A 23,682-nucleotide genomic window follows, 5' to 3' on the forward strand; every position below is an offset into this window, starting at 1 on the left:
GCGGATTGTGTACACGTAACTACGATAATGGATTCCAGTTTATGCTGACGGTCTCCAGAATAGTGCATTCGTTGTGTCGACGGCGATCCCGAAAGTACTTTTGGCCCGACCGACGGAGCGAGGCGCATGGTGAATCTGTGGGAAGACCTCGAGACGGGTCCGAACGCCCCCGAAGAGATCTACGCCGTCGTGGAGTGCCTGAAAGGCGAGCGCAACAAGTACGAGTACGACAAGGACATCCCCGGCGTCGTCCTCGACCGGGTGCTCCACTCGAACGTCCACTACCCCTCGGACTACGGGTTCATCCCGCGGAGCTACTACGACGACGAGGACCCCTTTGACGTCCTCGTCCTCGTCGAGGACGCGACGTTCCCCGGTTGCATCATCGAGGCTCGCCCCGTCGCCCTCATGAAGATGGACGACGACGGCGAACAGGACGACAAGGTCATCGCCGTCCCCACCGAGGACCCCCGGTTCGACCACATCGAGGACCTCGAGGACATCACCCAGCAGACGCGCAACGAGATAGACGAGTTCTTCTCGACGTACAAGAACCTGGAGGAAGGCAAGGAGGTCACGACCGAGGGGTGGGAGGACAAGCGGGCCGCGATGGACGCCATCGAGCACGCACAGGACCTCTACGAACAGAACTTCAGCTGACGTCGACGCCTTCTCGACGCGTTTCGCACCGACGGGCGAGCGCCGGATATGCGCCGTGGTAATCGACACCGGTCCCGGGGATGTATTATGATTATGGGTAATTATTTGTGGACAGAGCCGGAAGGGATTGCCGTGATGAGTCAGCGACCACCGATGGGAATTCACCACCTGACGGTCGTCCCCGAGAACGCCGCGTCCGACGCCGAGACGGCCCTCGGCACCGACGAGACCGGCGAACAGGCCCCGCGCGCGCCGCGGTCCTCCTCGGACTGACGGCCGCGACGGCGAGAGACGCCCGCTCACAGGTAGGCGTGGCCGCTGGCCACGAGAAGAAGCTTCTTGTATTCGTGTCGTGGTAGGCCTACCATGGGACTGTTCGACCGGCTTCGCGGCGACGACGGCCCGCGGGTCGCTTTCTTCGGTATCGACGGCGTACCGTTCTCGCTCGTCAGGGACAACCCCGACGACTTCCCGAACCTCACGGCCATCGCGGACGAGGGGGCGGCGGGCGCCATCGACAGCATCGTCCCGCCCGAGTCGAGCGCCTGCTGGCCGTCGCTGACGACGGGCGTCAACCCCGGTGAGACGGGGGTCTACGGCTTTCAGGACCGCGAGAACGGCTCGTACGACACGTACGTCCCGATGGGCCGCGACGTGCAGGCGACGCGCCTCTGGGACCGCGTGACCGAGGCGGGCCGCGAGGCCACCGTGATGAACGTCCCCGTGACGTTCCCGCCCCAGCGCAACGTCCAGCGCATGGTCTCCGGGTTCCTCTCGCCGAGCGTCGACAAGGCCGCCTACCCCGACGAACTCCGCGAGACGCTCCAGTCGTCGGGCTACCGCATCGACGTGAACTCCAAACTGGGCCACAAGGAGGACAAAAGTGAGTTCATGGAGGATGCCCACGAGACGCTCGACGCCCGCTTCGAGGCGTTCGAGCACTACGTCCAGGAGGACGACTGGGACCTCTTCTTCGGCGTCTTCATGACCACCGACCGGGTCAACCACTTCACGTTCAAGGACTACGAGCGCGACGGCGAGAACAAGGACCTGTTCCTGGAGTTCTACCGGCAGGTCGACGACTACCTCGGCCGACTGCGCGAGTTGCTCCCCGACGACGTGACGATGGTCGTCGCCAGCGACCACGGCTTCACCAGCCTCGACTACGAGGTGCACTTCAACACCTGGCTCCGCGAGGAGGGGTGGCTGGACTACGAGACGGCCGACCACGACTCCCTCGGTGACATCTCCGACGACACCCGCGCGTACTCGCTCATCCCCGGCCGGTTCTACATCAACCTTGAGGGTCGCGAACCCCGCGGCAGCGTCGCACAGGAGGACTACGAGTCCGTCCGCGCCGAACTCAAAGAGAAACTGGAGGAACTCGAAGGGCCGGACGGCGAGAAGGTCGCAGAGCGCGTCGTCACGAAAGAGGACGCCTTCCGCGGCGACCACGACGACATCGCGCCGGACCTCGTCGTCATCCCGAACCACGGCTACGACCTGAAGGCCGGCTTCAAGGACGGCGAGGAGGTCTTCGGCACCGGCCCCCGCAACGGGATGCACAGTTTCGACAACGCCTCCCTGTTCGTCGACCACGAGGACGCCCGCGTGGGCGACGCCGACCTCCTCGACATCGCCCCCACCGTCCTCGAACTCATGAACGTCGAGTACGACCGGACCGCCTTCGACGGATCCAGCCTCGTCCGGAGCTAATCCGACGCCGGAGGTTCAAGTAGCAGGGCGCGACCAGCCGTCCCATGCCCGACGCCCCCCGAACCGCGCGTTCCGAGCCCGCTTCTCCGCACTACGCCGACGCACCCGACAGCGCGCTCGCCGCCCGTGTCGCCGCCCTCGAACGGGCGCTGACCGGCGACGACGACACTGGATGCGGCACGCCTGACCCGGACACCGACGCCATTGAGGAACGACTAGACAGACTGGAGGCGCGCGTCGGCGACATCGACGCCGCCCTGCTGGCCGTCCGCGGGTACGTCGGGCAGGTCCGCCACGTCAACCGCGAGGTCGAACGCATGGCGGAGGCGGCGCTGGCGACGGCTGAGCGGGCGGCCGACCGTCCCCACGCGGACGCAGACGCCGATGCCCCGCGGACCGCTCCGCTCCGCGCCCCGAACGGCGACCCGGTCGACGCCGACGCCGCCCAAACCGGGGTGACCGAACCCCCCGACGCCGACCACGACGCCGAGGAGTCGACGGACGACGCGGTCGGTCTCCTCTCGCGGGTCCGCGGGGCGCTGTGAGGTGCTTCGGGTCGTCCTGAGCGTCCTCCTCGCCGCCGCCCTCGTCGGCGCCTCCATTCCCGCCGTCGACGAGGCGCGCACGGCCGCCGGGGACGCGGCGGGCGAGCGTGCCGCCGCCCGACTCGTCGACGCCGCCGCGGCCCTCCACGACCGGAGCGACCCCGGTGGCCGCCGTCCCCTGACGCTCTCGCTCCCCGAGCGCTCGTGGACCGCCGATGGCGTCGAACTGCGAGTCGAGACGGGCGGCGTCCGCTGGCGAGTCCGCGAGGGGGAGTGGTCACACCGCCGAGCGTCCGTCCCGCTGGTCGTGCCCGAGGGACCCGTCGTCGTGAGTGGCGCCGCGACGGTCGAACTCGAACTGGCCCTCGAACGCCGCGCGGGCGACCCGGTGGTCGTGGTCCGCCGAGGGTTTACGTAGGGGGAGGGGGCCACCGCGCCCCATGTTCGGAGCACTGGGTCGACTGCGCGGGTCGACCGCCGACTGCACCTGCGATGTCGCGTTCGACGGCAACCGACTCGTCGTCGACGCGGACGACTGCCCCGGCGAGGGTCGACTGGAGGCGGCCCCCGACTGCCGCGAGACGGTCGTCCGGGCGCTGACCGACCGCGACGCCGACCGGGTCTCGACCACCGCGAACGGCGTCGAGCGCGCCTACGAGGGGGACGCCGCCGCACTCCTCCTCGCCGCCGGGCGGTTCGCCGACCGGGCCGCGTTCCACGACGAGTCGCTCGCCGTCCGCGCGCAGTGCGACCCGCTACGCGCGGGCCGACAGGCCGCGGGGCGCTCCGGTCCCGTGGCCCGAATCGCCGCCGAGACGGGCCTCGCGGAGGGGGCGGCCCGCGCCGAGGGGTACGAGGACGGCCTCCGCCCGTTTGTCGGGCCGACCGTCGCCGACTCCCGGGTCGCCGTCCGTCCGCCCGCGGACGCCCGCCTCGCCGACCGGCGGGACCTGCCGAACGGGACCGTCGTCCGGGTGTACGAGCGCCCCGGCGACGAACTCCAGACGTACCACCTCGTCCCGCCGGAACACGGCCTCGACGCGGCCGCGCTGGCGACGCTCGACGCCGCCCACGAGCGACTGGCCCGCGGCGAGATGACCGGGGGCGAACGCGCCCCCGGACGAGCGGTCCGTGCCGTCGCCCCGTCCGACGCACCCGTCGGGACGCTCGCGGCGGTCCTCGAAAAGCACACCCGCGGGAACGGCGTCCTCGACGACTGCTTCGCGGACCCGGAGTGCTCGGACGTGTTCGTCACCGCGCCCGCCGCCGAGGGGACCCTGCGGGTGTGCGTCGACGACGAGACGATGCGGACGAACGTGCGCCTGACCGACCGCGGGGCGGACACGCTCGCCTCGCGCTACCGCCGTGAGAGCGGGCGGTCGTTCTCGCGGGCGAGTCCGACGCTGGACGCGACGACGCACGCGGGCGACCGCAGAGTCAGGGTCGCCGGTGTCACCCGCCCCGTGAGCGACGGCGTCGCCTTCGCCTTCCGCGCCCGCGAGCGGGCGGCGTGGACGCTCCCCGCGCTCGTCGGCAACGGGACCGTCCCGCCGGACGCGGCGGCGCTCCTGTCGCTGGCCGTCGAACGTGGCGCGGCCTGCCTCGTCGCGGGCGGCCGGGGGGCAGGGAAGACCACCCTGCTCGGCGCGCTCTGCTTCGAACTCCCGGCCGCCGTCAGGACCGTCGCCATCGAGGACACGCCGGAACTCCCCGTCGGGGCGCTCTCTCGAACCGGGCGCGACGTCCAGCGCCTCCGGGCGACCACCGGGAGGGACGACGCGGGCGGCCTCACCCCCACCGCCGCGCTCCGGACCGCCCTCAGACTCGGGGAGGGAGCGCTCGTCGTCGGCGAGGTGCGCGGCGAGGAGGCCCCCGCCCTGTTCGAGGCGATGCGCGTCGGCGCGAACGAGAGGGCGGTGCTCGGGACGGTCCACGGCGAGGGCGGGACCGGCGTCCGCGACCGGACCAGGGAACTCGGCGTCCCGGCGAGCGCCTTCGTCGCGACCGACCTCCTCGTGACCTGCGAGAGCACCGCCGACGGCCGGCGGGTCGCGGGCGTCGAGGAGGTGTTCGGGTCGGGGGGCGTCGGGGACGATGCGGACGGCATCCGGTTCGCCCCGCTGTTCGAGCGGGACGGCGACGGCCTCGCCGGCACGGGTCGCCTCGCCCGCGGCGACAGTCGCCTCGCGGCCCGTCTCGCTCGGCCCGACGAGTCGTACGCCGACCTCCTCGCCACGCTCGACGCCCGCGAGTCGTGGCTCCGCGAGTGCGTGGACGCGGGCGACACCGACGCGGCCGCCGTCGTCGACGCGCACGCCCGGCGACGGGCGGGAGACCGATGACCGGCACCGACGCGACCGGGGGCGCCACCGACGGGACGGGGCAGACGGACCTCGACCGCGCGCTCGCCGTCCTCGACACCGACGTCGAACCCGGACGGGTCGTCGCCGCCAGTCGGGTGACCGCGCTCGTCATCGGGGTCGCGACGCTCCTCGCCGCAGTAGAGAGGTCGCCGCTGGTCCTGGTCCCCGGGCTGAGCCTCGCCGTCGGTGGGGCACTCGTCGTCCGACGCCTCCCCCGCGTCCTCGCGGACGCCCGCCGGACGGCGTCGCTTGGCGCCGCCCCGGCACTCGTGGGGCGGGCCGTCCTCCACATGCGACTCGTGCCGACCGCCGAACGGGCGGCGGCGTTCGCGGCGCGGCGCGCCGACGGGCCGCTAGCGGACTCGCTCGCCGACCACACCCGACGGGCGCGCGGGACGCCCGCCAGCGGGCTGGCCGCCTTCGGCGAGCGCTGGGGCCGGGAGTTCCCCGCGCTCCGCCGGGCGACGGCGCTCGTCGAGGCCGCCGGGAGCGCCCCGCCCGGCGAGCGGGAGCGCACCCTCGACCGGGCGAACGCGGCCGTCCTCGACGGGACGCGCGAGCGGATGGCCGACGCCGCCGCCTCGCTCCAGGGGCCGGTGACGGCGCTCTACGCGTTCGGCGTGCTCCTCCCGCTCGCGCTCGTCGCCGTCCTGCCTGCCGCGCGGGTGGCCGGCCTGCCGGTCACGCTCCCCGTCGTGGTCGCGCTCTACGACGTGGCGCTCCCGCTCCTCATGGCCGGCGCGTCCGCGTGGGTGCTCGCCCGCCGCCCCGTCACGTTCCCGCCGACACCGGTTCCCCGCGACCACCCCGACGTGCCCTCGCGGCGCTGGCCGGCGCTCGCGCTCGGCGCCGCGGTCGCCGCCGGGGGCTGGGTCGCCGCCCCGCTCGTCCTCCCGCCGTGGTTCCGATCGCTCGTCGCCGTCGGCTTCGGGTCCGGGGTCGCCCTCCTCGCGACCTACCGGCCGGTCGTCGCGGTCCGCGAACGCGTCGCGGCGGTCGAGGACGGCCTCGCCGACGCGCTCTACCTCGTCGGTCGCCGGGTGGGCGAGGGTGTCGCCGTCGAGACGGCCGTCGAACGGGCCGCGCCCGAGGTTGCGGGGCCGATGGGCGAGGTGCTCGCGGCCGCCGCGCGACGGGGGCGACAGCTCAGGGTCGGCGTCGGCGAGGCGTTCGGCGGCGAGTACGGCGCGCTGGCGGCCGTCCCCAGCGCCCGCGTCGAGAGCGCGACCGACCTGCTGGCCGTGGCGGCCCGGGAGGGCCGCCCGGCGGGGGTGGCCATCGTCGCCATGGCCGACCACGTCGAGGAGGCGCGACGCGTCGAGCGCTCGGCCCGCCGGGACCTCCGGCAGGTGACGACGACGCTCTCGAACACGGCGGCGGTGTTCGGGCCGCTGGTCGCCGGCGTCACCGTCGCGCTCGCGGGTGCGATGGGCGGGCGGAACCTCGGCGCGCTGGGGGCCGGGTCGGAACCGGCGGCCGCCGGAGCGACGGCGCTTCCGACCGCGGCGCTCGGGACGGCCGTCGGCGCGTACGCGCTCCTGCTGGCGGCGGCGCTGACGGCGCTGGCGACCGGGCTGGAGCGGGGGTTCGACCGCCCGCAGGTGGGATACCGGGTCGGTGGCGCGCTCTGTGCCGCGACGGCCCTGTTCGCACTCGCCTACCGGGTCGGCGGGGCGCTGGCGTGAGCCGTACGTTCAAGTGCGAAGCCGGGACCACCCCGATCCATGTTCGACCTCCCGGCAGACACGCTCCCCGTCTGGGTCGGCCTCGCGTTCGCGAGCGCCGCCGTCCTCGGAATCGCCGTCGGCCTCCCCTCCACCGCCCCGCCCGACGCGTCGAGCGCGGCGGGGGCCGTCGACGCCGTCGCGGGGAGTCCCCACGCGGCGACCACCGACTACTCCCTCGGCGGTGCCGACCTGCGAGTGACGCCACACCGCCTCACCCTGGGACGGGGCGGGACGACCGCTCACGCCGCCTTCGCCTACGGTCCCGTGACGCCCGTCGCCCCGGGGTCCGACCTCGGGCGCGTCCTCGACGGGACGCCGCCAGAGGCCGTCTTCGACTCGCCCGGCGCGCTGGCGGCCGCCGCCCACGCCGCCCGCGAGGGGTCGCCGCTCGTCGTCGACCGGGCGACGCGACTGACCGTCCGCCACGTCACCTGGAGGGGACTCGATGTCACGCTCGTCGGCGCGTAGGGCGCAGGTGTCGCCCCTCGCGGCGCTCGTCGCCCTCCTCGCCGTCTGCGCCGGAGTGAGCCTCTACGCGGGCACCCTCGACACCTCGCTTCACTCGCTCACCGGGCCCGACCCGACGGTCCGGACCGTCGCCGACCGGACGCTCGACACGCTCGCGCCGACGGGTGTGACCACGCCCGCCCGCCTCGCGAACCGCTCCCTCACGGCCGGGGCCGGAGCCGTCCCCGAGGGCTACCGGGTGAACGTAACGCTCGTCGCGGGCGGGGAGCGCTGGCAGCGGGGGCCCGCGGCGCCGCCCGGCGCGGGCCGGACCGTCCGCGCCCTCGGCGTCCGCCTCGACCCCGGGCGGGTCGTCCCGGGGCGACTCAGGGTGGTGGTCTGGTCGTGAGGGCCGTCAGCACGCTCCCCGACGTCGTCCTCTTCCTCCTGCTCGTGAGCGGGGCGGTCGGGACGCTCGCCCTCGTCCCCACCCCTGCACCGACCGACGGGACCGCTGAGGGGACCGCCCGGACGCTCTCTGCGACCACCGTCGCGGTCGAGGACGACGCCGGCCGGACCGTCCACGGGACGCCGACGGGCCTGCTCGCCGCCGCCGCGGTCGACGGGGCACGGCTCGACGGCTGGCGACTCCTCCACGACGACCCCGTCGCGAGCGGACACGCCGACGCGCTCCTCACCCCCGCAGTATCGGACGGCAGGGTCCGCGTCGAAGCCGTCTGGCGGCCGTACCCGAACGCCTCGCTCGTCGGCCGGGTCGCGGTCGGCCCGCGGCCCCCGCACGCGGCGACGGTGGACGCGGCAGTCGTCACGGTCCCCACGGGGCTCCCCGGCGAGGCGGCGGCCCGCCGCGCGGCCCGTCGCTCGGGATTCGACGGCGTCGCCGGCCTCCTCGCCCGGTCGGTCGTCTCACGCGCCTTCCCGCCGGGGGGGACCCGGGCCGCGCTGTACGACTCCCGCCTGCGGGCGGATGCCGCCGTACGCTATCGACACACCGCACGCGCGGTCGGGTCCGACGCCGACCTCTCCGTCCCGCTCGGAGCCGCGAACGCGACGGCCGCCAACCGGCTGGTGAGCGAGGCGCTGGCCGGCCGAATCGAGGCCGACCTCCGCGATCGGTTCGACACGCCCGAGGCGGCCGCGAGCGCCGTCGCGGCGGACCGGGTCCGCGTGACCGTGCGGACGTGGCACGGCGGGTCGAGAGCGGGGTGGTCCCGGTGAGGTTCGCCGAGGACCGCCGCGGGCGCGTTCCGTTCGCCCTCGTGGGCGTCCTCCTGCTGGTCGGGAGCGCGACGGTGGCGACGACGGCGCTCGCTCCCCGACACGACTCTCCGGCGGTCGACGACGCGGTGAGGGAGGCGGCGACGAGCACCAACCCCGCCCTTCGGCGGGCCGTCGCGGACGCCGCGCGTGCCGCCGCCAGCGACCCCGTCCTGCAGGCCGCCGCGACGCCGTGGGGGGACGCGCTGGCGAACGTCCCCGACTCGACGTTTCGGGCGGCGCTCCGCCTGCGAATCTACCTCCTCGCGCGCGAGCGACTCGCGGCCATCGAGGCTCGCGAGGGGGCCGTCGTCGCGTCGGCGCGCCTCCCGCCGGTCGCGGACCCGGGCGACGTGGTTGAGGCGGTCTCGCGGGTCCGCGTCGCCAGCGCTGGCCCGAAGGAGACGGCCCTCCGGGTCGCCGTCGAGGGCGTCCGCGTCGTCGCCACCCGCGAGGGCCGGACCATCGGCACGCGGACCGTCTCGCCGACCGTGACCGTCCCCTCGCCGGTGCTCGCCCTGCACAATCGAAGCGAGGATTTCGAGGAACGACTGGACGCGGGCCCGCTCTCGCGCGGCCTCGGCCAGCGACTGACGGTCCGTCTCTACGCCGTCGCGTGGGCCCGTGGCCACGCCCAGTACCGCGGCGCGCCCGTCGACAACGTCCTCGCCAACCGACACATCGAGGTGGCGGCCAACGGGGCCGCACTCGGCGTCCAGCGGGCGACGCTCGGCGCGAGTGACCCGGCGGGCCACGACGCACACGGGTGGGCCGCCGCCCGGACGATGACGACCGACCTGCTGGTGGGTGTCGGCGGCGACCCGCGCTGGGCGGCGGCCGTGTACGACGCCGCCGACGCCGGGGCGTTCGACGACGCCGGGCCGTCCGCCGATGCCGAGACCGCTCCCGGGACCGACTCGCCTGCGCTCCCCGACCCGGCGAACGAGTCGGTTGCGGTCGCCGTGAACCGCTCCGCTGACCGTGCGCTGACGGCGCTCGCCGCGAACGGGACGGTCGACGCCGTCGCCGGTCGGAACTACGCGGTCGACGCTCGCGTTCTCGCCGCGACGCGGACGCTGGACCGGACCGTCGAGGCCGACGGCAGCCCCGGGGGTGACTGGCGCCTCGCCGGACGGACCGTGACCCACGAGCGGTCGATTCGCCGGAGCACCGACGCACCCCGGGTCACCGTCCCCGACGGGTGGTCCCCGTTCGCCCGGTACGGACGGGACGTCGTCGAGACCGAGCGTACCGTCCGGCGATGGCGGCGGGGCAACCGGACCCGGACGACCACCCGGACCGTCACGCGCAGGGTGGCCGTCGGCCTCGCCGTCGTCGGACGACACGCCCCCGAGGCGAGGCTCGACCGCCGGGGGACGACGCCGCTGTACGAGCGCGGCGGCCCGCTCGACGGGCCGAACCTCGCGGACGCCCCACGGGAAGCCGTCGACCGGCTAGTCGACCGGCGGGGCGGTCCCGACGCCCTCGCCCGGCGCGCCGCCTCGGGTCGACTGGACACGGGGACGGTCGGCATCGACGGGGAGCGTCCCGCCGACCTCGACCGATGGCTCGCCCGGGACCTCGCCGCGCTCCACCGCGAGGTGCGGAACGTCTCCGTCTCGCTGCCCCGGCGCGACGTCGGGACGTACGCCGTCGACCCCGCCGCCCGTCTCGCGGCCGAACTCCGCGACCGCCGTGGTACCCTGCTCGACGCCCCGGCGCGGTACGACGGCGTCGCCGACCGGGCGTGCGTGGCGCTCAGGAGCGCCTACCTCGACCGGGTTCTGCGGAACCTCGAGTCGCGGTCGGACGACCGGGCCGACCGTCGGGCCGCCCTGAACGAGGCGCTCTCCGAGGAGGGCTACTCCCTCTCGGACCTACGCGACCGGATGGCCGTCGGGACGGAGGCGTCCCCGGACGCCGACGTCCCCGCGACCGCCGGCCTCGGCGGCCCGCTCCACCTCTCGGTGGACACCGCCCCGTCGTACCTCACGCTCGCCCCCGTCTCCGGCGAGCGAATCGCCGCGCGGGGTTCAGAGGAGGTGACGCCCCTCGGCGCGCGCAACACGAACCTGTTCACCGTCCCGTACGGCGACGCGGCCGACGAGGTCACCCGACTGCTGTTCGGGGAGGACCGGGTGTCGCTCGCGCTCGCGGCGCGCACGCTCCGGGCGAGCGAGGGCGCGGCGCGGGACAACGCCAGCGTCCGGGAGCACCGCGCGGCCTTGCGAGCGGACGTCGTCGCGGCCACCGACCGCGTCCGCGAACGACTCCGCGAGACCCTGGAGCGGGCGGGCGTCGGCGACACCGCGAGCGACCGGCGGGGAATCGTCGCCGCCGGCCTCGCCGGGTGGGACACCCCGTCGGGAAGGGCGCTCGCGCTGGCGAACGGGTCCGCCGTCCCGGCCATCGTCCGCGCCGCGGGCGTCTCCGGCGTCGACCGCACTCGGTTGGGGGCGGAACTGCGAACCGCCCTCGACGACGCCCTCGTCGACACCGGAACGGTCGGGGAGTCGGCCGTGGCGGGCACGTCCGGGGCCGCCCGCGACGTCGCGAGCGCGGTGACACGCGAGGCCCTCACCCGCGCCGGCGAGTGGGCCGTCGAACGCGGCACCGCGGAGGCGCTCAACCGGACCGTCGAGCGGGGGTTCGCCGGCCTCCCGGTCACGCCGGTCCCCGGCTACTGGTACGCGACGCTCAACGTCTGGACCGTCGAGGTGAGCGGCGGGTACGAACGCGTCACGCTCCGGTCGCGCCGCGGCGGGCGCGATACGGTCTACACCCGCGACGGCACGACGGTCACGCTCGACGTGGACGGCGACGGCCGGGCGGAGCGACTCGGTCGGTCGACCGAGGTGACCTTCCGGACGGAGACGGCCATCGTGGTCGTCGTCCCGCCCGGCGGGCTGGGGGTGGGCGACACCGACGGGAACGCCGACGAGCGCTCGTCGGGGTACGACTGAGTCGGCGGGTCGGGGACGGGACGCGAACGCACACGCTCTTGTGGCGTCGCGGCCAACGGCCGGTATGCTCCAGAACGCCGCGGACGACCCCGGCGAGCGCTCGCCCGAGGAACTCCGCGCCCGCTACGAGGACGCCCTGCGAGAGACCATCGACGCCGTCGGTCCGAGCGAGGTGGCCGACCGGTCGGGCGTCCCCAGAGAGACCATCGACGCACTCGCGGACGGCGAGTCGCCCGACGTCACCCTCGAGGAGGCGGCGGCCATCCTCGCGGCCCACCCGGACAACCCCGACGCCGACGCCATCGCGGCCGAGGTGCGCGACGACCTCATGATGGGGCTGTCCATCGCCGTCCTCGACGTGGAGGCCGTCGAGAGCGGCATCAACGGGAAGCTGGAGGCCAAGGAGATACAGCAGAAGATCGAGGGCCGATTCCCGATGACGCTCGCGGAGTACGCCCTCGTCCACCAGTACGTCGAGGAACGCAAGCCGTGAGCGCCACGAGCGTCGTCGTCCTCGGCTGTGGGTACGTCGGCCTCGAACTCTGCCGCCAGTTGGGTGCGACCGGCGATTCGGGCGGCCGGGAGTACGACGTGACGGGCGTGCGCCGCTCCGAGGAGGGTCTGGCCGCCGTGGAGGCGACGGGCGCGCGGGCCGTCGAGGCGGACGTCACCGACCCCAACTCGCTCGCGGCGGTGCCCGACGCGGACGTGGTGGTGTTCGCCGCCTCCTCTGGCGGTCGGGGGGCCGATGCCGCCCGCCGGGTGTTCGTGGAGGGACTGGAGAACGCGGTCGACGAGTTCGCGGCCCGCGACGACCCGCCCGAGCGACTACTGTACACCTCCAGTACGGGCGTCTACGGCGACCACGGCGGCGACTGGGTGGACGAGGACACCCCGCTGGACCCGACGACTGAGAAGACACGTGTCCTCGCCGAGGCCGAACGCGCCGCCCGCGAGGGGGCCGCAGACCACGACATCGACGGCACCGTCGTCCGCTTCGCCGGCCTGTACGGCCCCGAGCGCTACCGCCTCGAACGCTACGTCGAGGGGCCGGTCACGCAGGGCTACCTGAACATGGTCCACCGCGACGACGCGGCCGGCGTCCTGCGGTTCGCCATCGAGGAGTCGCTCGAGTTCGACACCCTCCTCGCCGTGGACGACGAACCCGTCGAGAAGTGGGCGTTCGCCGACTGGCTGGCCGACGAGTGCGGCGTCGGTCGCCCCGAGAAACGGACGAAAGAGGAGCGGCTGGAGGCGGACGACCTCTCCGCGGCCGCCGAGCGGCGTATCCTGACGAGCAAGCGCTGTTCGAACGCCCGCCTGCGCGAACTCGGCTACGAGTTCGCCTTCCCGACGTTCCGGGAGGGGTACCGGGCGGCGGTCGACGCCTACCGCGCCGACCACGCCTGACCCGCGAGGACGGCCACCCCAGCGCCCTGACCACGGGGAACCTAAACCGCTCGCCCGGGTAGGGTCGGTATGGCAACCAAGGACGCGACGTGGGCCTATCGGGACCGCTTCGACGGGCCGACCGGCGAGGGCGGGTTCGCCCGCACCTACTTCCGCCGGTTCGCCGACTGCATCGTCTCCAGCGTCGGCGTCGGGACGTACCTCGGGGACTCGACCGACGCGGTGGACGAGCGCTACCACGAGGCCATCGTGGGGGCGCTCGAAGGGGGTATCAACGTCCTCGACACGGCCATCAACTACCGCAACCAGCGCTCTGAACGTGTGGTAGGGCGGGCGCTGGCCGACGCCGACGTGGACCGCGAGGCGGTGCTGGTGGCGACGAAGGGCGGTTTCGTCCCGTTCGATGGGGAGCGCCCCGACGACCCGGGGAGGTATATCCGCGAGGAGTACCTCGACACCGGCATCGTTGACCCCGACGACATCGCCAAGGGGGTCCACTGCATCGCGCCCGACTACATCGACGATCAGGTCGACCGCTCGCTGTCGAACCTCGGAGTGGAGACGATAGACCTCTACTACGTTCACAACCCCGAGACGCAACTGGAACACCGGTCGCGTGAGGCGGTGTACGACCGGCTGGAGGCGACGTTCACCCGGCTGGAAGAACGGGCCGCCGCGGGTGACCTCAGACACTACGGCGTCGCGACGTGGCAGTGCTTTCGCGTCCCGCCGGACCACGACCAGTACCTCTCGCTGCCCGAGGTCATCGAACGCGCCCGGGCCGCCTCGGACGCGGCGGGAACCACCTCGACGCACTTCCGGGCGATTCAGCTCCCGTTCAATATCCACATGGCCGACGCGTTCACCGTCGCGGCCCACGAGGGTCCCGAGGGGCCACAGAGCACCCTCCGGTTCGCCCACGAGGCGGGCCTGTCGGTGTTCACGAGCGCCAGCATCGGGCAGGGCCAACTGGCGAGCGAGGGGGCCATCCCCGACGCCGTGGCCGCCAAACTGGCCGGAGAGACGCCGGCCCAGCGAGCGCTCAACTTCGCGCGGAGCGCCCCCGGCGTGACCTGTTCGCTCGTCGGGACGAGCAGTCCGGAGCATCTGGAGGAGAACCTCGCGGCGGGGACGTACACCCCGATGGGCGCGGACGCCTTCGACGCGACGTTCGAGTAGGCGGGGCTACTCGCCGCGCTCTGCGGCCGCGAGGTACTCGGTCAGCAGGTCCGGGAAGTCCCGCCCGCGGAGGTGGCGCAGGCCGAGGAACTCGGCCCACCGGATGATGCCTTTGTCCTCCGTGACGACGCCCGCGCCGAGTTCTCGGGCGAGGATGAGCAGGTCGAAGTCCTCGCGGGAGTCGAGGACGCCCTGCCTGAGCGCGGTGCGGTACTTCCCGCGCAGGTCCGAGATGACGAGGTCCGCCCCGCTCATGTGCTCGTGGTCGGAGTCGAGGTCGCGGGACTCCTCGGCCTGCCGGACGGCGGCCTCCGCCACTCTCAGCCCCCGGTCGACCCGGTCGTTCATCTCGTCGACGAACTGGTAGACGATTTCGGCGGGCACGGACACCTCGTAGCGGGCGGGGTTCTTGCGGATGACCCACGTGTTCAGTTTCGCGAGCGTCGCCTCCGGCACCTCCCGGTCTTCGAGCATCCGCGTGAGTTCCGTGTGAATCGACGGCGGCATGTAACAGGAGATGTTGAGCGCGAGTTTCGCGGCCGCCACCGAGTCGAGGAGTCGGTCGAGCGTCTCCGCCAGCGACTCGCCGTCCCGGCGTATCTCGTCGGTGAGAAACGCCGAGGTGTCCAGCACGAATCGCTGTTTCAGCGGGTGCTCGGGCATGACACACCTACGTGGGCTGACGGGATATACCTAGCTCGGGGGCCTCGGCGTCCCGGAGTGGGCTTTTCGTCGTCCGCGCGCTACGTGTGGTATGGCGTCGCACGAATCGCCGCCCGCCCACGACCTGCTCGGCGTCACCTCTGAGGCGTTCGAGGGCGTCCGCGAGCAGTTCCGGCGGCGGACCTACGCCGGACGGATCTACCGCTACCTGCCGGACGACCGGGGGGCACTCCCCCGGGGGACGGTCCTCGTCGGCGACACCGCCGTCCGCGGGTTCCCGAAGATTCCCCGCACGCTCGTCCTGCGGACCGGCGTCCCGCGGTTCTTCGAGGGGACGGACGCCGTCACCGTCGAGGAGAAACTGAACGGCTACAACGTCCGGGTGGTGCGCGTCGGGGGCGACCTGCTCGCGTTCACGCGCGGGGGGCTGGTCTGCCCGTTCACGACCTACGAGGTGCGCGAGTCGCTCGGCGACGAACTCGACGCCTGCTTCGACGCCCACCCCGAGGCGATGGTCTGCGTCGAGACCATCGGCCCGGAGAACCCCTACACGGCCCACGACTACCCGGGAGTGGACTCGCTGGCCCACCGCGTCTTCGACGTCCGTGAGCGAGAGTCGGGGACGCCGTGGCCCGTCGAGGACCGCCGGGCGGCCTGCGAGCGTTTCGACCTCCCGCCGGTCCCACATCTGGGAACGTTCGGCGTCGAGGAGGCCGTCGAGGTGCTCCCCGGCATCGTCGAGGAACTGGACGCCGAGGGTCGCGAGGGCGTCGTGCTGAAGTCCCCCGACGCCACCCGCCTGCTGAAGTACACGACGGGGGCGGCCAACCGCGGCGACCTCGCGTACGCCTTCTCGGTCCCGTTCGACTACGGCCGGGACTTCATGTTCCGGCGACTGCTCCGCGAGGCGTTCCAGTCCGTCGAGTGGGGGGAGTCCCCCGAGGCGCGGGAGGTGCGGGCGCACGCCGTCGGCGAGGCCATCCTCGCCGAGATGTGCGACACCGTCGAAGCGGTCGCGGGGGGTGCGGAGGCGGGCGAACGCCACACGGTGCGCGCCCCGCCGGCCGTCGTGGAGGCGTTGCTCGACCACCTCACGAACGCGGGGGTGAAACTCGCCGTCGAACGCGACGAGCGGGCGGGGGACGAGCGCGTACTCACCTTCCGCAAGAACATGCAGTCGACGACGGACAAGGCGAGGCTGTACCTCGGCGGCCACGTCGTGCGGGAGTGAACGGGACTACTTCAGCTGTTGCCACTCGCGGCCGCACTCCGAACAGCGCCGGACCTTGCCGATCTCGTCGGGGTCCGAGCGGGTGTCCAGTTGCTCGCCGCAGTCGGCACAGACCAGCCGTTCGTAGGTGTCCTTCTCGATGCTCCCGGCCCGCAGGCCCTTCCGAACGGATTCCATGCCTCCTCCTCTGCGAGGGGGTCCCAAAAGCCTGATGGGAACACTCGTACGGGTCACCGTCGCGCCAGCACGCGGCACACCACTCCCCTTTCGGAAGGTTTGAGCGCCCGCGACCGAACCACCAGTCGTGTCACGTCGTCAGCTGTTCGGCTCGCTGTGTTCGATGGTCTTCCTCGTCAACATGGCGCGGGTCGTCTTCGCCCCCCTCCTCGACCCGCTGAAGACCACGTTCGCGGTGAGCGACGCCACCATCGGCCTGCTGGCGACGCTCGCGTGGTTAGGGAGCGCGAGTCCCCGTCTCCCGGTCGGCTACCTCCTCACGCGCATCGCCCGGCGACACGTCGTCTTCGCGAGCGGCCTCGTCCTCACCGCGGCGGCGGCGTTCGCCTCCGTCGCCCCCTCCATCGAGGTGCTGATGGTCAGCGCGTTCTGCCTCGGTCTCTCCAGCGGGGCGTACTTCATCGCCGCCAACCCACTCGTGAGCGAACTGTTCCCCGATCGGGTGGGCGCGGCGCTCGGCGTCCACGGCGCGTCGAGTCAGGTCGCCGCCGTCGTCGCCGCCCCCTTCGTCGGCCTCGTTCTCGCCCTCGAGGACTGGCGACTGGCCTTTCAGGTGCTGGCTGGCGTCGCCGCCCTCGCCACCGTCGTCCTCCTCGTCGTCTCGCGCCGCACCGACCTGCCCGACGCCGGTATCGAGGACCGTGACCTCGTCGGGGCCGCCAAGCGCCAGTGGCGACTCATCCTCGCCGGCGTGGCGTTCATCGGCGCGACGGGCCTCGTCTGGAACGGCGTGTTCAACTTCTACGACATCTACCTCTCGTCGGCGCGGACGCTCCCCGACGGCGCCTCCCGCGACATGCTCACCGTCCTGTTCGCGGCGGGCCTCCCCGCCTTCCTCGTCAGCGGCCGCCTCGCCGACCGCCTGCCGAACGTCCCCTACGTCCTCGGCATCTGCGGGGCGTTCGCGTTCTGCCTCTACCTCCTGACGCTCACGTCGGGCTACTGGGAGGTGCTCGCGGTGAGCGCCCTGATGGGCTACGTCATCCACAGCCTCTTCCCCGCGATGGACACCTACATGCTCTCGTCGCTGCCCGACCAGCACCGCGCGAGCGCCTACGCCGTCTACAGCGGGAGCATGATGTTCATCCAGGCGGCGGGGAGCACCGTCATCGGTGTCCTCCGGGACGCGGGGTTCGCCTTCGACACCGTCTTTCAGGGGGCGGCCGCCGCACTCGGCGTCGTCCTCGTCGTCCTGGTCGGCCTGTACCTCGACGGCCGCCTGCCGACGGGCGCGGCGATGGGCGACCGGGTCTGACTCGCCCTCCCGGACCGCCGCGAACGCGGCGCGCTCATAGCCGCCCTTTTGCCCCCGCCACCCCTCCCCCCGAACGATGGAGTACGTCCAGGAGCGGGTGACGACCCTCCACGACTTCGCCGACCCCGTCCCCGACGCGCCCACGGACCGGGCCTGCGTCGTGGTGCCGATGACCGAACGCGACCACGCCACGCTGGCCGCCGAGCAGGTGTTGCGCACGCTCGAACGGGTGGACCCGGCGCGCGTCGTCGTCGCCCTCCGGGCCGACCCGGCCCACGCCGTCGAGATACGGGCGTGGCTCGACGCCTACGACTTCCCCTGTGAGGTGCTGTGGTGCAACGGGCCGCGCGTGGACGACCTGTTCGTCGAGGCGGGCTTCGACGGCCCGCGCGGAAAGGGACGGGACGTGTGGCTCGCACTCGGCGTCGCCACGGCGCTGGAGGACCTCGTCGTGGTCCACGACGCCGACGCGCGGAGCTACTCGGAGCGACACGTCCGCCGACTGCTGTTCCCGCTGGACCGCGGCTCCGACTTCGCGAAGGGCTACTACGCCCGCGTCGAGAACGGCCGCCTGTACGGGCGGCTGTTCCGCCTGTTCTACACGCCGCTGGTGCGGGCGCTCGCGGACCGCCACGACGCCCCCCTGCTCGACTACCTCGGGGCCTTCCGCTACGCGCTGGCGGGGGAGTTCGCCGCGACCAGCGACCTCGCGCGCTCGCTCCGCGTCCAGCGCGGGTGGGGTCTCGAAGTCGGGACGCTCGGCGACGCCTACGCCCACGCCGGGTTCGCCGGGAGCGCGCAGGTCGACCTCGGGACGCACGAACACGACCACCGGGCCGTCTCCGGGCCGCAGGGTCTCGGCGACATGAGCGAGGAGGTGGGCGCGGCGCTGTTCCACGCGCTCGCGGACGCGGGCATCGAACTCGACTTCGACACCCTGCCCGCCGCCTACCGGGAGCGCGCCCACGCTCTCGTCGAACAGTACGCGGCGGACGCGGCGTTCAACGGTCTCACGTACAGCCCGGTGGACGAACGCGAACAGGTCGCCGCTTACGCGGAGGCGGTCCGCGTGCCCGCCTCCGACGACCGCCTGCCCGCGTGGCGGTCGGCACCCCTCGACCCGCGCGACGTGCGGGACGCGGCCCGCGCGGACCTCGAAGAGGCCGCGAACGGTGGTATCGACGCCGACGAGGAGGACGCGACGGACGGTCCGACGGGGGGTGACGGGGAGTGACCGACGACGCGCCCGGGACGTTCGCCGTCGACGCCGACGACCTCGCGGGCGTCGTGGACCTGTTCGGCGCGCTCACCCGCGCGGAACTCCTGCGGGCGCTGGAGGAACTGGCGTTCAAGGCGGGCGTCGACCCGCCCGACGAGTCCGTCGTGGACGACGCCCTCGCCTCGTACCACCTCGTCGAACACGACGGGTCCCTCGTCCCGGGACCGGTCGCGTTCCCCGCGCTCCCCGAGGGGGCGGGCGACCTCCCGCACATCATGGACGTCGGGGAACGCTCGCCGGACCGCGAGGCGGTGGGCCGAACCGTCGAGGAACGCTTCCGGGGCGAGGCGGCCCGCGCACTCGGCGAGGGGGGGCCGGAGCGTATCGACCACCTGCTGGACGTGAGCTACGACCTCGAGACGTGGGGGCCGGTCGAGGTGGCGGACGTCCGCCGCCGACTGGACGCGGCCCGCGCGGACGAGGAGTCGTGAGGACGGCGAGTCGTGACCGTGTCGCGTGTGCGCTTCCCGCGCGCCCCCGGCGGAGGAAGTAAGCCCCTCCCCTTCGTGTGACGGGTATGGATGTGGACCTCTCGCGGGTCGCCGCCCACACCCCGGTCGAGGTGACCGGCGAGCCGCGGGAGGCGGCCGTCCTCGTCCCCGTCATCGAACGCGACGCGGACCCGCACGTCCTCTTCGTGAAGCGCTCGGACCACCTCGGCGAGCACCCCGGCCAGATGGCGTTCCCCGGCGGGGGTCACGAGCCGAGCGACGCCGACCTGCAGGCGACAGCCATCCGGGAGGCGGGCGAGGAAATCGGCCTCCGGGCCGAGGAAGCGTCCGTCGTCGGGCGACTCGACGACATCCGGACCATCACCGAGTACTCGGTGCGGCCCTACGTCGCGCGCGTCGCCGACCGCGAGTACGAACCGGATATGCGCGAAATCGCCGAAATCGCGGTGCTCTCGGTGGCGGACCTCACCGACCGCGCGAACTACGAGTCCGAACGGCGCGACCACCCCCACTACGGCGACATCCGCCTGCACTTCTTCCACGTCGGCGGCTACACCGTCTGGGGAGCGACGGGGCGGATGCTCGTCCAGTTCCTCGAACTCGCCACCGACTGGCGGATGCCCCCGGAGGTCGACCGGGTGGTCGACCCCGACGCCGACTACCCCGTCTGAGGTCGGCAGGTACTTGTCCACGCTCCGGAACGTCTCGTGTATGCGCTCCGGATTCGACCCCTTCGACCCCGAGTGGCTGGCAGCGGAGGCGATTCGCATCGGTCTCATCGTCCTCGCAGGGTTCCTCCTCGCCGTCCTCGTCGGCGGCTTCTTCGGTCTCCTCGGGAACCTTCTCGGCGGCCTCTCGTCGACCGTCGGGCAGTGGTTCTTCGGCGTCGGCGCATTCCTCTCGACGGTCCTCCGCTACACGACGCTGGTGACCGCCGTCCTCTACGCGGTCGACCGGGGGACGTGAATCGCTCGACCGTCAGACTCGCCGCGAGCGACACGCCTAACCGTCACAGCCACCCACCCCCGCCATGGTCGCACACGCGGCGGGTCGCGTTCCGCACCGCAACTGATCGCTTTTCCACCCACATGTACGAGGTAGCCCGATGCTGACCGGCGAGCGACTGGCGACGACCGGTCTCGACGCCGTGGCACTGAAACCGAAAGAACACGACCTCCCGCAGGCCCGCTCGCTCGACGTGGACTCCCTCGTCGTCGACTACGAGGGCCGCGAACACCTGCCGGACTGGGGGACGCTGTCCTCGCTGGCCGAGGGCGCGACGGTGTACCTCACCGCCCCCGTCCGCGCCGACGGGTTCGACCCGCAGGGCGACGACTCGCTCCTCCGGGCGGCACTCGCCTCCCTCCCCGAGTCGGTGGGCCTCACCTTCGTCGCGGGCAACCCCGCGTACCTCACGGAGGGGGAGCGAACGCGGGCAATCGCCCCCCGCCTCCGGGCCGCCCTCGACGCCTACCACGGGGACCGACCGGCCCCGTGGGTCGGGACCGAGGGGGTCGAACGCCTCGCCCTCGCGGCGGGCGGCGTGCAGTTCGACCTCCTCTCCCGGTCGACGCTCCGGGAACTCCGCGCGCTCAGGACGGTGGGGATGGACGAGGACGTGGCGGTGTACGCCCCGACGGTCCTCTCAGCCGACGAGGACGAGATACTGGACGCCGTGGGAGGGTACGTCTCCCGGCGGCGGGCGGTGAGCGCCGCCCTCCCGGAGGGGGCCGCCACCGACAGTCGGGCGACGGGTCGCGCCCGGGACGTGCTTCTCGCCGCGGCGGGCGACTTCGCCCTCGTCGGGACGGCGAGCGAGGTGCGCGACCAGGTCGCGGCACTCCACGAGGCGGGCGCGACGACGGTGGTCGGCTACCCCGCCCGCGGTATCGAGTCGCTTCGCTGAACGCTCGACGTCGAGAGAACGGGGTGCGGCCGCGCCGCCTCAGTCGTACCGGTCCGCGTCGTCGGTGTCGTCGTCGATATCGTCGGTATCGTCCTCGCCCGCGTCGTGGGCGACGTCCACCGACTCGCTCCTCTCGCCGGTGTCGCTGGTCGGGATGTCTGTCTCGTCGAGTCCCGTCTCGCCAGTCGTCTCGCCCTCCTCGCGGGTGTCGACGGTGACGGGGCCCTCGTCGTCCTCGACCTTCGGGATGCGGACGCGGAGCGTGCCCGTCTTGGTCAGCGTGGCGTCGGCCCCGCGGGCGTCCACGACCGCCTCCTCGGGGAGTTCGACGGAACCGTGCAGCGAGAGGCCGCGACCGGGGACGCGCATGTCGAAGTCCTCGTAGAAGTCGCGGAAGCGGTCGATGCGCACCTTGACCGTGTTGGCGTCGAAGCGCACCTCCACGTCCTCGCTGGTCGCGCCGGGCGCGTCGAACACCACGAGGTAGTGGTCCTCGGACTCCAGCAGGTCGGCGTGCAGCGGCTTCTTCTCCTGGACGCGGCTCGACGTCTTCCCGATGCCGTCGAGGACGGCGCTTTCGACCCGCTCGCCGAGTTCCTTGAACATGGACCAACGTTCGCGTGTCGTGGGCTTATGGGTTGTGCAGTCCTCGGACGGCGCCGACTCAGAGGACGATCTCCTCGAGGCCGTCCGCCGACCCGCAGTAGGGGCAGGTGAAGTCCTCGACGCCCGTCTCGTCGGGCATGTCGTAGGTGTAGTGGAGTTCGAACATGTCGAGTTCGCAGTCCGATTCGGTACACTTGACCTCCATCGTCTTTGGCATACCCGGAGGTATGCCCGGACCGTTAATCAATTCGACGGGCCGTCCGCCCCCCTCTGCGAGATATACCCCGCCGCGACCCTGCGCCGACTCGGTCTCCCGGACACCCGGTACAAGGACGACGCGACCCACGAGGGGGCCCCGGACTGCCGCGAACGCATTCTCGACGGCCTCGCTCGCGCCGGCGGTCCGCGACCGGGCGCTCGTGGACTCGGGCGGTGACGCCCTCGACGCCTGCCTCGCGGCGCTGGCGGCGTTCCGCGCGTGGCGCGACGGGTTCGCCACGACGGGGGAGTGGCACCCGGTAGAAGGGCACATCTACGCCTGACGGTCGGCACGCGGCGCGGAGAACTAAGTCACTCGCCGCGTATCCCGAACCATGCGTGTCGACGAGTGCGGGGCGTCGTCTCCGAGGTGTCGTGTCGCGCGGGAGGGGCCGCGATGAGGGTGGGCGTGGTCGGCGGGGGCGCGTTCGGCGTCACCCTCGCCCGTGACCTCGCGGCCCGCGACTGCGAGGTGGTCCTCTTCGAACGCGGCGACCTCGCGGCGGGCAGCAGCGGTCGGGCCGCAGGCGTCTGCTACGACGCCTTCGCCGACCGGCCCGACGCCGAGGTGGGCAGACGCGCCCTCGACCGCTTCCGCGAGTTCTCCGGCACGGGCGGGTTCGAGTTCACCGACTGCCCGTACGTCTTCCTCGCGCGAGAGGGCGACGACCGGCGCGCGCGGGCCATCGAGGAGGGAGCGAGGCGGATGGCGGACCACGCTCTCGACGTGCGCCTCGTCTCCCCCGCCGACCTCGGCGAGCGCTTTCCCGACCTGCGGACCGACGACGTGGCCGTCGCGGCAGTCGCCGAGGGGGCGGGCTACACCGACCCCGCCGCCTACACCCGGATGATGGGCGCCGAGGCACGGCGCACCGGTGCCGACCTGCGGACGCACACCCCCGTCGAACTCGCAGGCGACACCACCGTCGAGACGGACGCGGGGCGGGAGTCCTTCGACAGGGTAGTCGTCGCCGCGGGCGCGCACACCCGGCGGGTGCTCGCCGCCGTGGACGTCCCGGTGCCGGTCAAACCCTACCGCGTGCAGGCGCTGACGACCGGACCGGTCGCCGAGAGCGACCCCCTCCCGATGCTGTACGACGCCACCGGGGGGTACTACCTGCGACCCCGCGAGGGCGGCCTGCTGGTCGGCGACGGGACGGAACCGATAGAGCGGAACCCGGACGACTGGGACCGGGCGGCCGACGATTGGTTCGTCGCGGACTGTGCGGGCTATCTGGAGACGGCACTCGGGCGGTCGGTCCCCGTCGAGCGGGCGTGGGCCGGCCTCTGTACCGCGACGCCCGACGGCCACCCCCTGTTGGGGGAGTGCGCGCCCGGCCTGTACGTCGCGGCGGGGTGGCAGGGCCACGGGTTCATGCGCGCGCCGGCCCTCGCGGAGCGACTGGCCGAACTGATCCTCGGGGGCGCAGGAATCGACCACTTCGCGCCCGACCGGTTCGCGGGCGACGAGGCGTTCGACATCGTCGAGGGGATGGCCATCGAGTGA

The 23,682-nt window shown here is 73.0% G+C and carries 27 protein-coding genes; 23 read left to right on the plus strand and 4 right to left on the minus strand.

The features are described 5' to 3' along the window. Positions 1–126: 126 nt before the first annotated feature. From NKG96_RS04655 to NKG96_RS04720, 14 genes are all read left to right on the plus strand, one after another. Positions 127–660: an inorganic diphosphatase gene (locus tag NKG96_RS04655; protein WP_254537306.1), complete on the plus strand. Its 534-nt coding sequence runs from the start codon at positions 127–129 to the stop codon at positions 658–660. Between the two features lie 135 nt (positions 661–795). After that, complete coding sequence (locus NKG96_RS04660; RefSeq protein WP_254537307.1) at positions 796–933, plus strand: hypothetical protein; 138 nt, start codon at positions 796–798, stop codon at positions 931–933. Between the two features lie 93 nt (positions 934–1,026). Further along, a complete protein-coding gene (locus NKG96_RS04665; protein ID WP_254537308.1) occupies positions 1,027–2,376 on the plus strand; it encodes an alkaline phosphatase family protein in 1,350 nt (449 codons plus the stop codon). A 44-nt stretch (positions 2,377–2,420) separates the two neighbouring features. Beyond that, the gene (locus NKG96_RS04670) at positions 2,421–2,921 is read left to right on the plus strand and encodes a DUF7310 family coiled-coil domain-containing protein (protein WP_254537309.1); all 501 of its coding nucleotides are present in this window, start codon (positions 2,421–2,423) and stop codon (positions 2,919–2,921) included. Position 2,922: 1 nt separating this feature from the next. Continuing rightward, positions 2,923–3,339 carry a DUF7311 family protein gene (locus tag NKG96_RS04675; RefSeq protein ID WP_254537310.1) on the plus strand — a complete coding sequence of 139 codons (417 nt, stop codon included), beginning with the start codon at positions 2,923–2,925 and terminating at the stop codon, positions 3,337–3,339. Positions 3,340–3,361: 22 nt separating this feature from the next. Next, on the plus strand, positions 3,362–5,263 hold the full coding sequence (locus tag NKG96_RS04680) for an ATPase, T2SS/T4P/T4SS family (RefSeq protein WP_254537311.1): 1,902 nt from the start codon (positions 3,362–3,364) through the stop codon (positions 5,261–5,263). Next, positions 5,260–6,969 (plus strand): type II secretion system protein, encoded by a 1,710-nt coding sequence (locus tag NKG96_RS04685; RefSeq protein ID WP_254537312.1) that lies wholly within the window; start codon positions 5,260–5,262, stop codon positions 6,967–6,969. The genes NKG96_RS04680 and NKG96_RS04685 overlap by 4 nt, the downstream gene beginning before the upstream one ends. Positions 6,970–7,008: 39 nt before the next feature. Next, entirely contained in the window at positions 7,009–7,479 is a 471-nt protein-coding gene (locus tag NKG96_RS04690) for a DUF7283 family protein (protein ID WP_254537313.1), read from the plus strand. Then, on the plus strand, positions 7,457–7,867 hold the full coding sequence (locus NKG96_RS04695; RefSeq protein WP_254537314.1) for a DUF7285 family protein: 411 nt from the start codon (positions 7,457–7,459) through the stop codon (positions 7,865–7,867). The genes NKG96_RS04690 and NKG96_RS04695 overlap by 23 nt, the downstream gene beginning before the upstream one ends. Continuing rightward, positions 7,864–8,697, plus strand: a complete 834-nt coding sequence (locus NKG96_RS04700; protein ID WP_254537315.1) for a DUF7284 family protein — start codon at positions 7,864–7,866, stop codon at positions 8,695–8,697. Before NKG96_RS04695 ends, NKG96_RS04700 begins: the two co-directional genes overlap by 4 nt. After that, complete coding sequence (locus tag NKG96_RS04705; RefSeq protein ID WP_254537316.1) at positions 8,694–11,699, plus strand: DUF7286 family protein; 3,006 nt, start codon at positions 8,694–8,696, stop codon at positions 11,697–11,699. Before NKG96_RS04700 ends, NKG96_RS04705 begins: the two co-directional genes overlap by 4 nt. 64 nt (positions 11,700–11,763) lie before the next feature. Next, positions 11,764–12,192 (plus strand): DUF5791 family protein, encoded by a 429-nt coding sequence (locus tag NKG96_RS04710; protein WP_254537317.1) that lies wholly within the window; start codon positions 11,764–11,766, stop codon positions 12,190–12,192. Next, positions 12,189–13,109, plus strand: coding sequence for an NAD(P)H-binding protein (locus NKG96_RS04715; protein WP_254537318.1), 921 nt, complete (start codon positions 12,189–12,191; stop codon positions 13,107–13,109). Before NKG96_RS04710 ends, NKG96_RS04715 begins: the two co-directional genes overlap by 4 nt. 69 nt (positions 13,110–13,178) lie before the next feature. Beyond that, positions 13,179–14,288: an aldo/keto reductase gene (locus NKG96_RS04720; RefSeq protein WP_254537319.1), complete on the plus strand. Its 1,110-nt coding sequence runs from the start codon at positions 13,179–13,181 to the stop codon at positions 14,286–14,288. 6 nt (positions 14,289–14,294) lie between these two features. Here the strand turns inward: NKG96_RS04720 and NKG96_RS04725 are convergent, their stop codons facing one another. Then, positions 14,295–14,951, minus strand: coding sequence for an RNA ligase partner protein (locus NKG96_RS04725; protein ID WP_254537320.1), 657 nt, complete (start codon positions 14,949–14,951; stop codon positions 14,295–14,297). A 91-nt stretch (positions 14,952–15,042) separates the two neighbouring features. Here NKG96_RS04725 and NKG96_RS04730 point away from each other — a divergent pair, with 91 nt between their 5' ends. Further along, positions 15,043–16,182 carry an RNA ligase gene (locus NKG96_RS04730; RefSeq protein ID WP_254537321.1) on the plus strand — a complete coding sequence of 380 codons (1,140 nt, stop codon included), beginning with the start codon at positions 15,043–15,045 and terminating at the stop codon, positions 16,180–16,182. A 6-nt stretch (positions 16,183–16,188) separates the two neighbouring features. On the opposite strand, the gene NKG96_RS04735 is transcribed toward NKG96_RS04730, so the two are convergent. After that, positions 16,189–16,359 carry an HVO_0758 family zinc finger protein gene (locus NKG96_RS04735; RefSeq protein ID WP_254537322.1) on the minus strand — a complete coding sequence of 57 codons (171 nt, stop codon included), beginning with the start codon at positions 16,357–16,359 and terminating at the stop codon, positions 16,189–16,191. A gap of 127 nt (positions 16,360–16,486) precedes the next feature. Between NKG96_RS04735 and NKG96_RS04740 the strand changes: the two genes are divergently transcribed. From NKG96_RS04740 to NKG96_RS04765, 6 genes are all read left to right on the plus strand, one after another. After that, positions 16,487–17,674, plus strand: coding sequence for an MFS transporter (locus NKG96_RS04740; RefSeq protein WP_368409278.1), 1,188 nt, complete (start codon positions 16,487–16,489; stop codon positions 17,672–17,674). 76 nt (positions 17,675–17,750) lie between these two features. Further along, on the plus strand, positions 17,751–18,908 hold the full coding sequence (locus NKG96_RS04745) for a glycosyltransferase family protein (RefSeq protein WP_254537323.1): 1,158 nt from the start codon (positions 17,751–17,753) through the stop codon (positions 18,906–18,908). After that, positions 18,905–19,384, plus strand: coding sequence for a DUF7109 family protein (locus tag NKG96_RS04750; RefSeq protein ID WP_254537324.1), 480 nt, complete (start codon positions 18,905–18,907; stop codon positions 19,382–19,384). The genes NKG96_RS04745 and NKG96_RS04750 overlap by 4 nt, the downstream gene beginning before the upstream one ends. 86 nt (positions 19,385–19,470) lie before the next feature. Then, entirely contained in the window at positions 19,471–20,076 is a 606-nt protein-coding gene (locus NKG96_RS04755) for an NUDIX hydrolase (protein WP_438267388.1), read from the plus strand. A gap of 40 nt (positions 20,077–20,116) precedes the next feature. Beyond that, positions 20,117–20,371, plus strand: coding sequence for a hypothetical protein (locus tag NKG96_RS04760; protein ID WP_254537325.1), 255 nt, complete (start codon positions 20,117–20,119; stop codon positions 20,369–20,371). Positions 20,372–20,510: 139 nt separating this feature from the next. After that, the gene (locus NKG96_RS04765; protein ID WP_254537326.1) at positions 20,511–21,311 is read left to right on the plus strand and encodes a DUF7388 family protein; all 801 of its coding nucleotides are present in this window, start codon (positions 20,511–20,513) and stop codon (positions 21,309–21,311) included. Positions 21,312–21,350: 39 nt separating this feature from the next. Here the strand turns inward: NKG96_RS04765 and NKG96_RS04770 are convergent, their stop codons facing one another. Then, the gene (locus tag NKG96_RS04770; RefSeq protein WP_254537327.1) at positions 21,351–21,917 is read right to left on the minus strand and encodes an Hsp20/alpha crystallin family protein; all 567 of its coding nucleotides are present in this window, start codon (positions 21,915–21,917) and stop codon (positions 21,351–21,353) included. A 58-nt stretch (positions 21,918–21,975) separates the two neighbouring features. After that, the gene (locus tag NKG96_RS04775; RefSeq protein ID WP_254537328.1) at positions 21,976–22,134 is read right to left on the minus strand and encodes a DUF7559 family protein; all 159 of its coding nucleotides are present in this window, start codon (positions 22,132–22,134) and stop codon (positions 21,976–21,978) included. Between the two features lie 202 nt (positions 22,135–22,336). Here NKG96_RS04775 and NKG96_RS20865 point away from each other — a divergent pair, with 202 nt between their 5' ends. Next, complete coding sequence (locus tag NKG96_RS20865) at positions 22,337–22,459, plus strand: hypothetical protein (protein ID WP_256558109.1); 123 nt, start codon at positions 22,337–22,339, stop codon at positions 22,457–22,459. Positions 22,460–22,572: 113 nt separating this feature from the next. Then, a complete protein-coding gene (locus tag NKG96_RS04780) occupies positions 22,573–23,682 on the plus strand; it encodes an NAD(P)/FAD-dependent oxidoreductase (protein WP_254537329.1) in 1,110 nt (369 codons plus the stop codon).

The organism is Halomarina litorea, from assembly GCF_024227715.1.
GTDB classification, from domain to species: Archaea; Halobacteriota; Halobacteria; order Halobacteriales; family Haloarculaceae; genus Halomarina; species Halomarina litorea.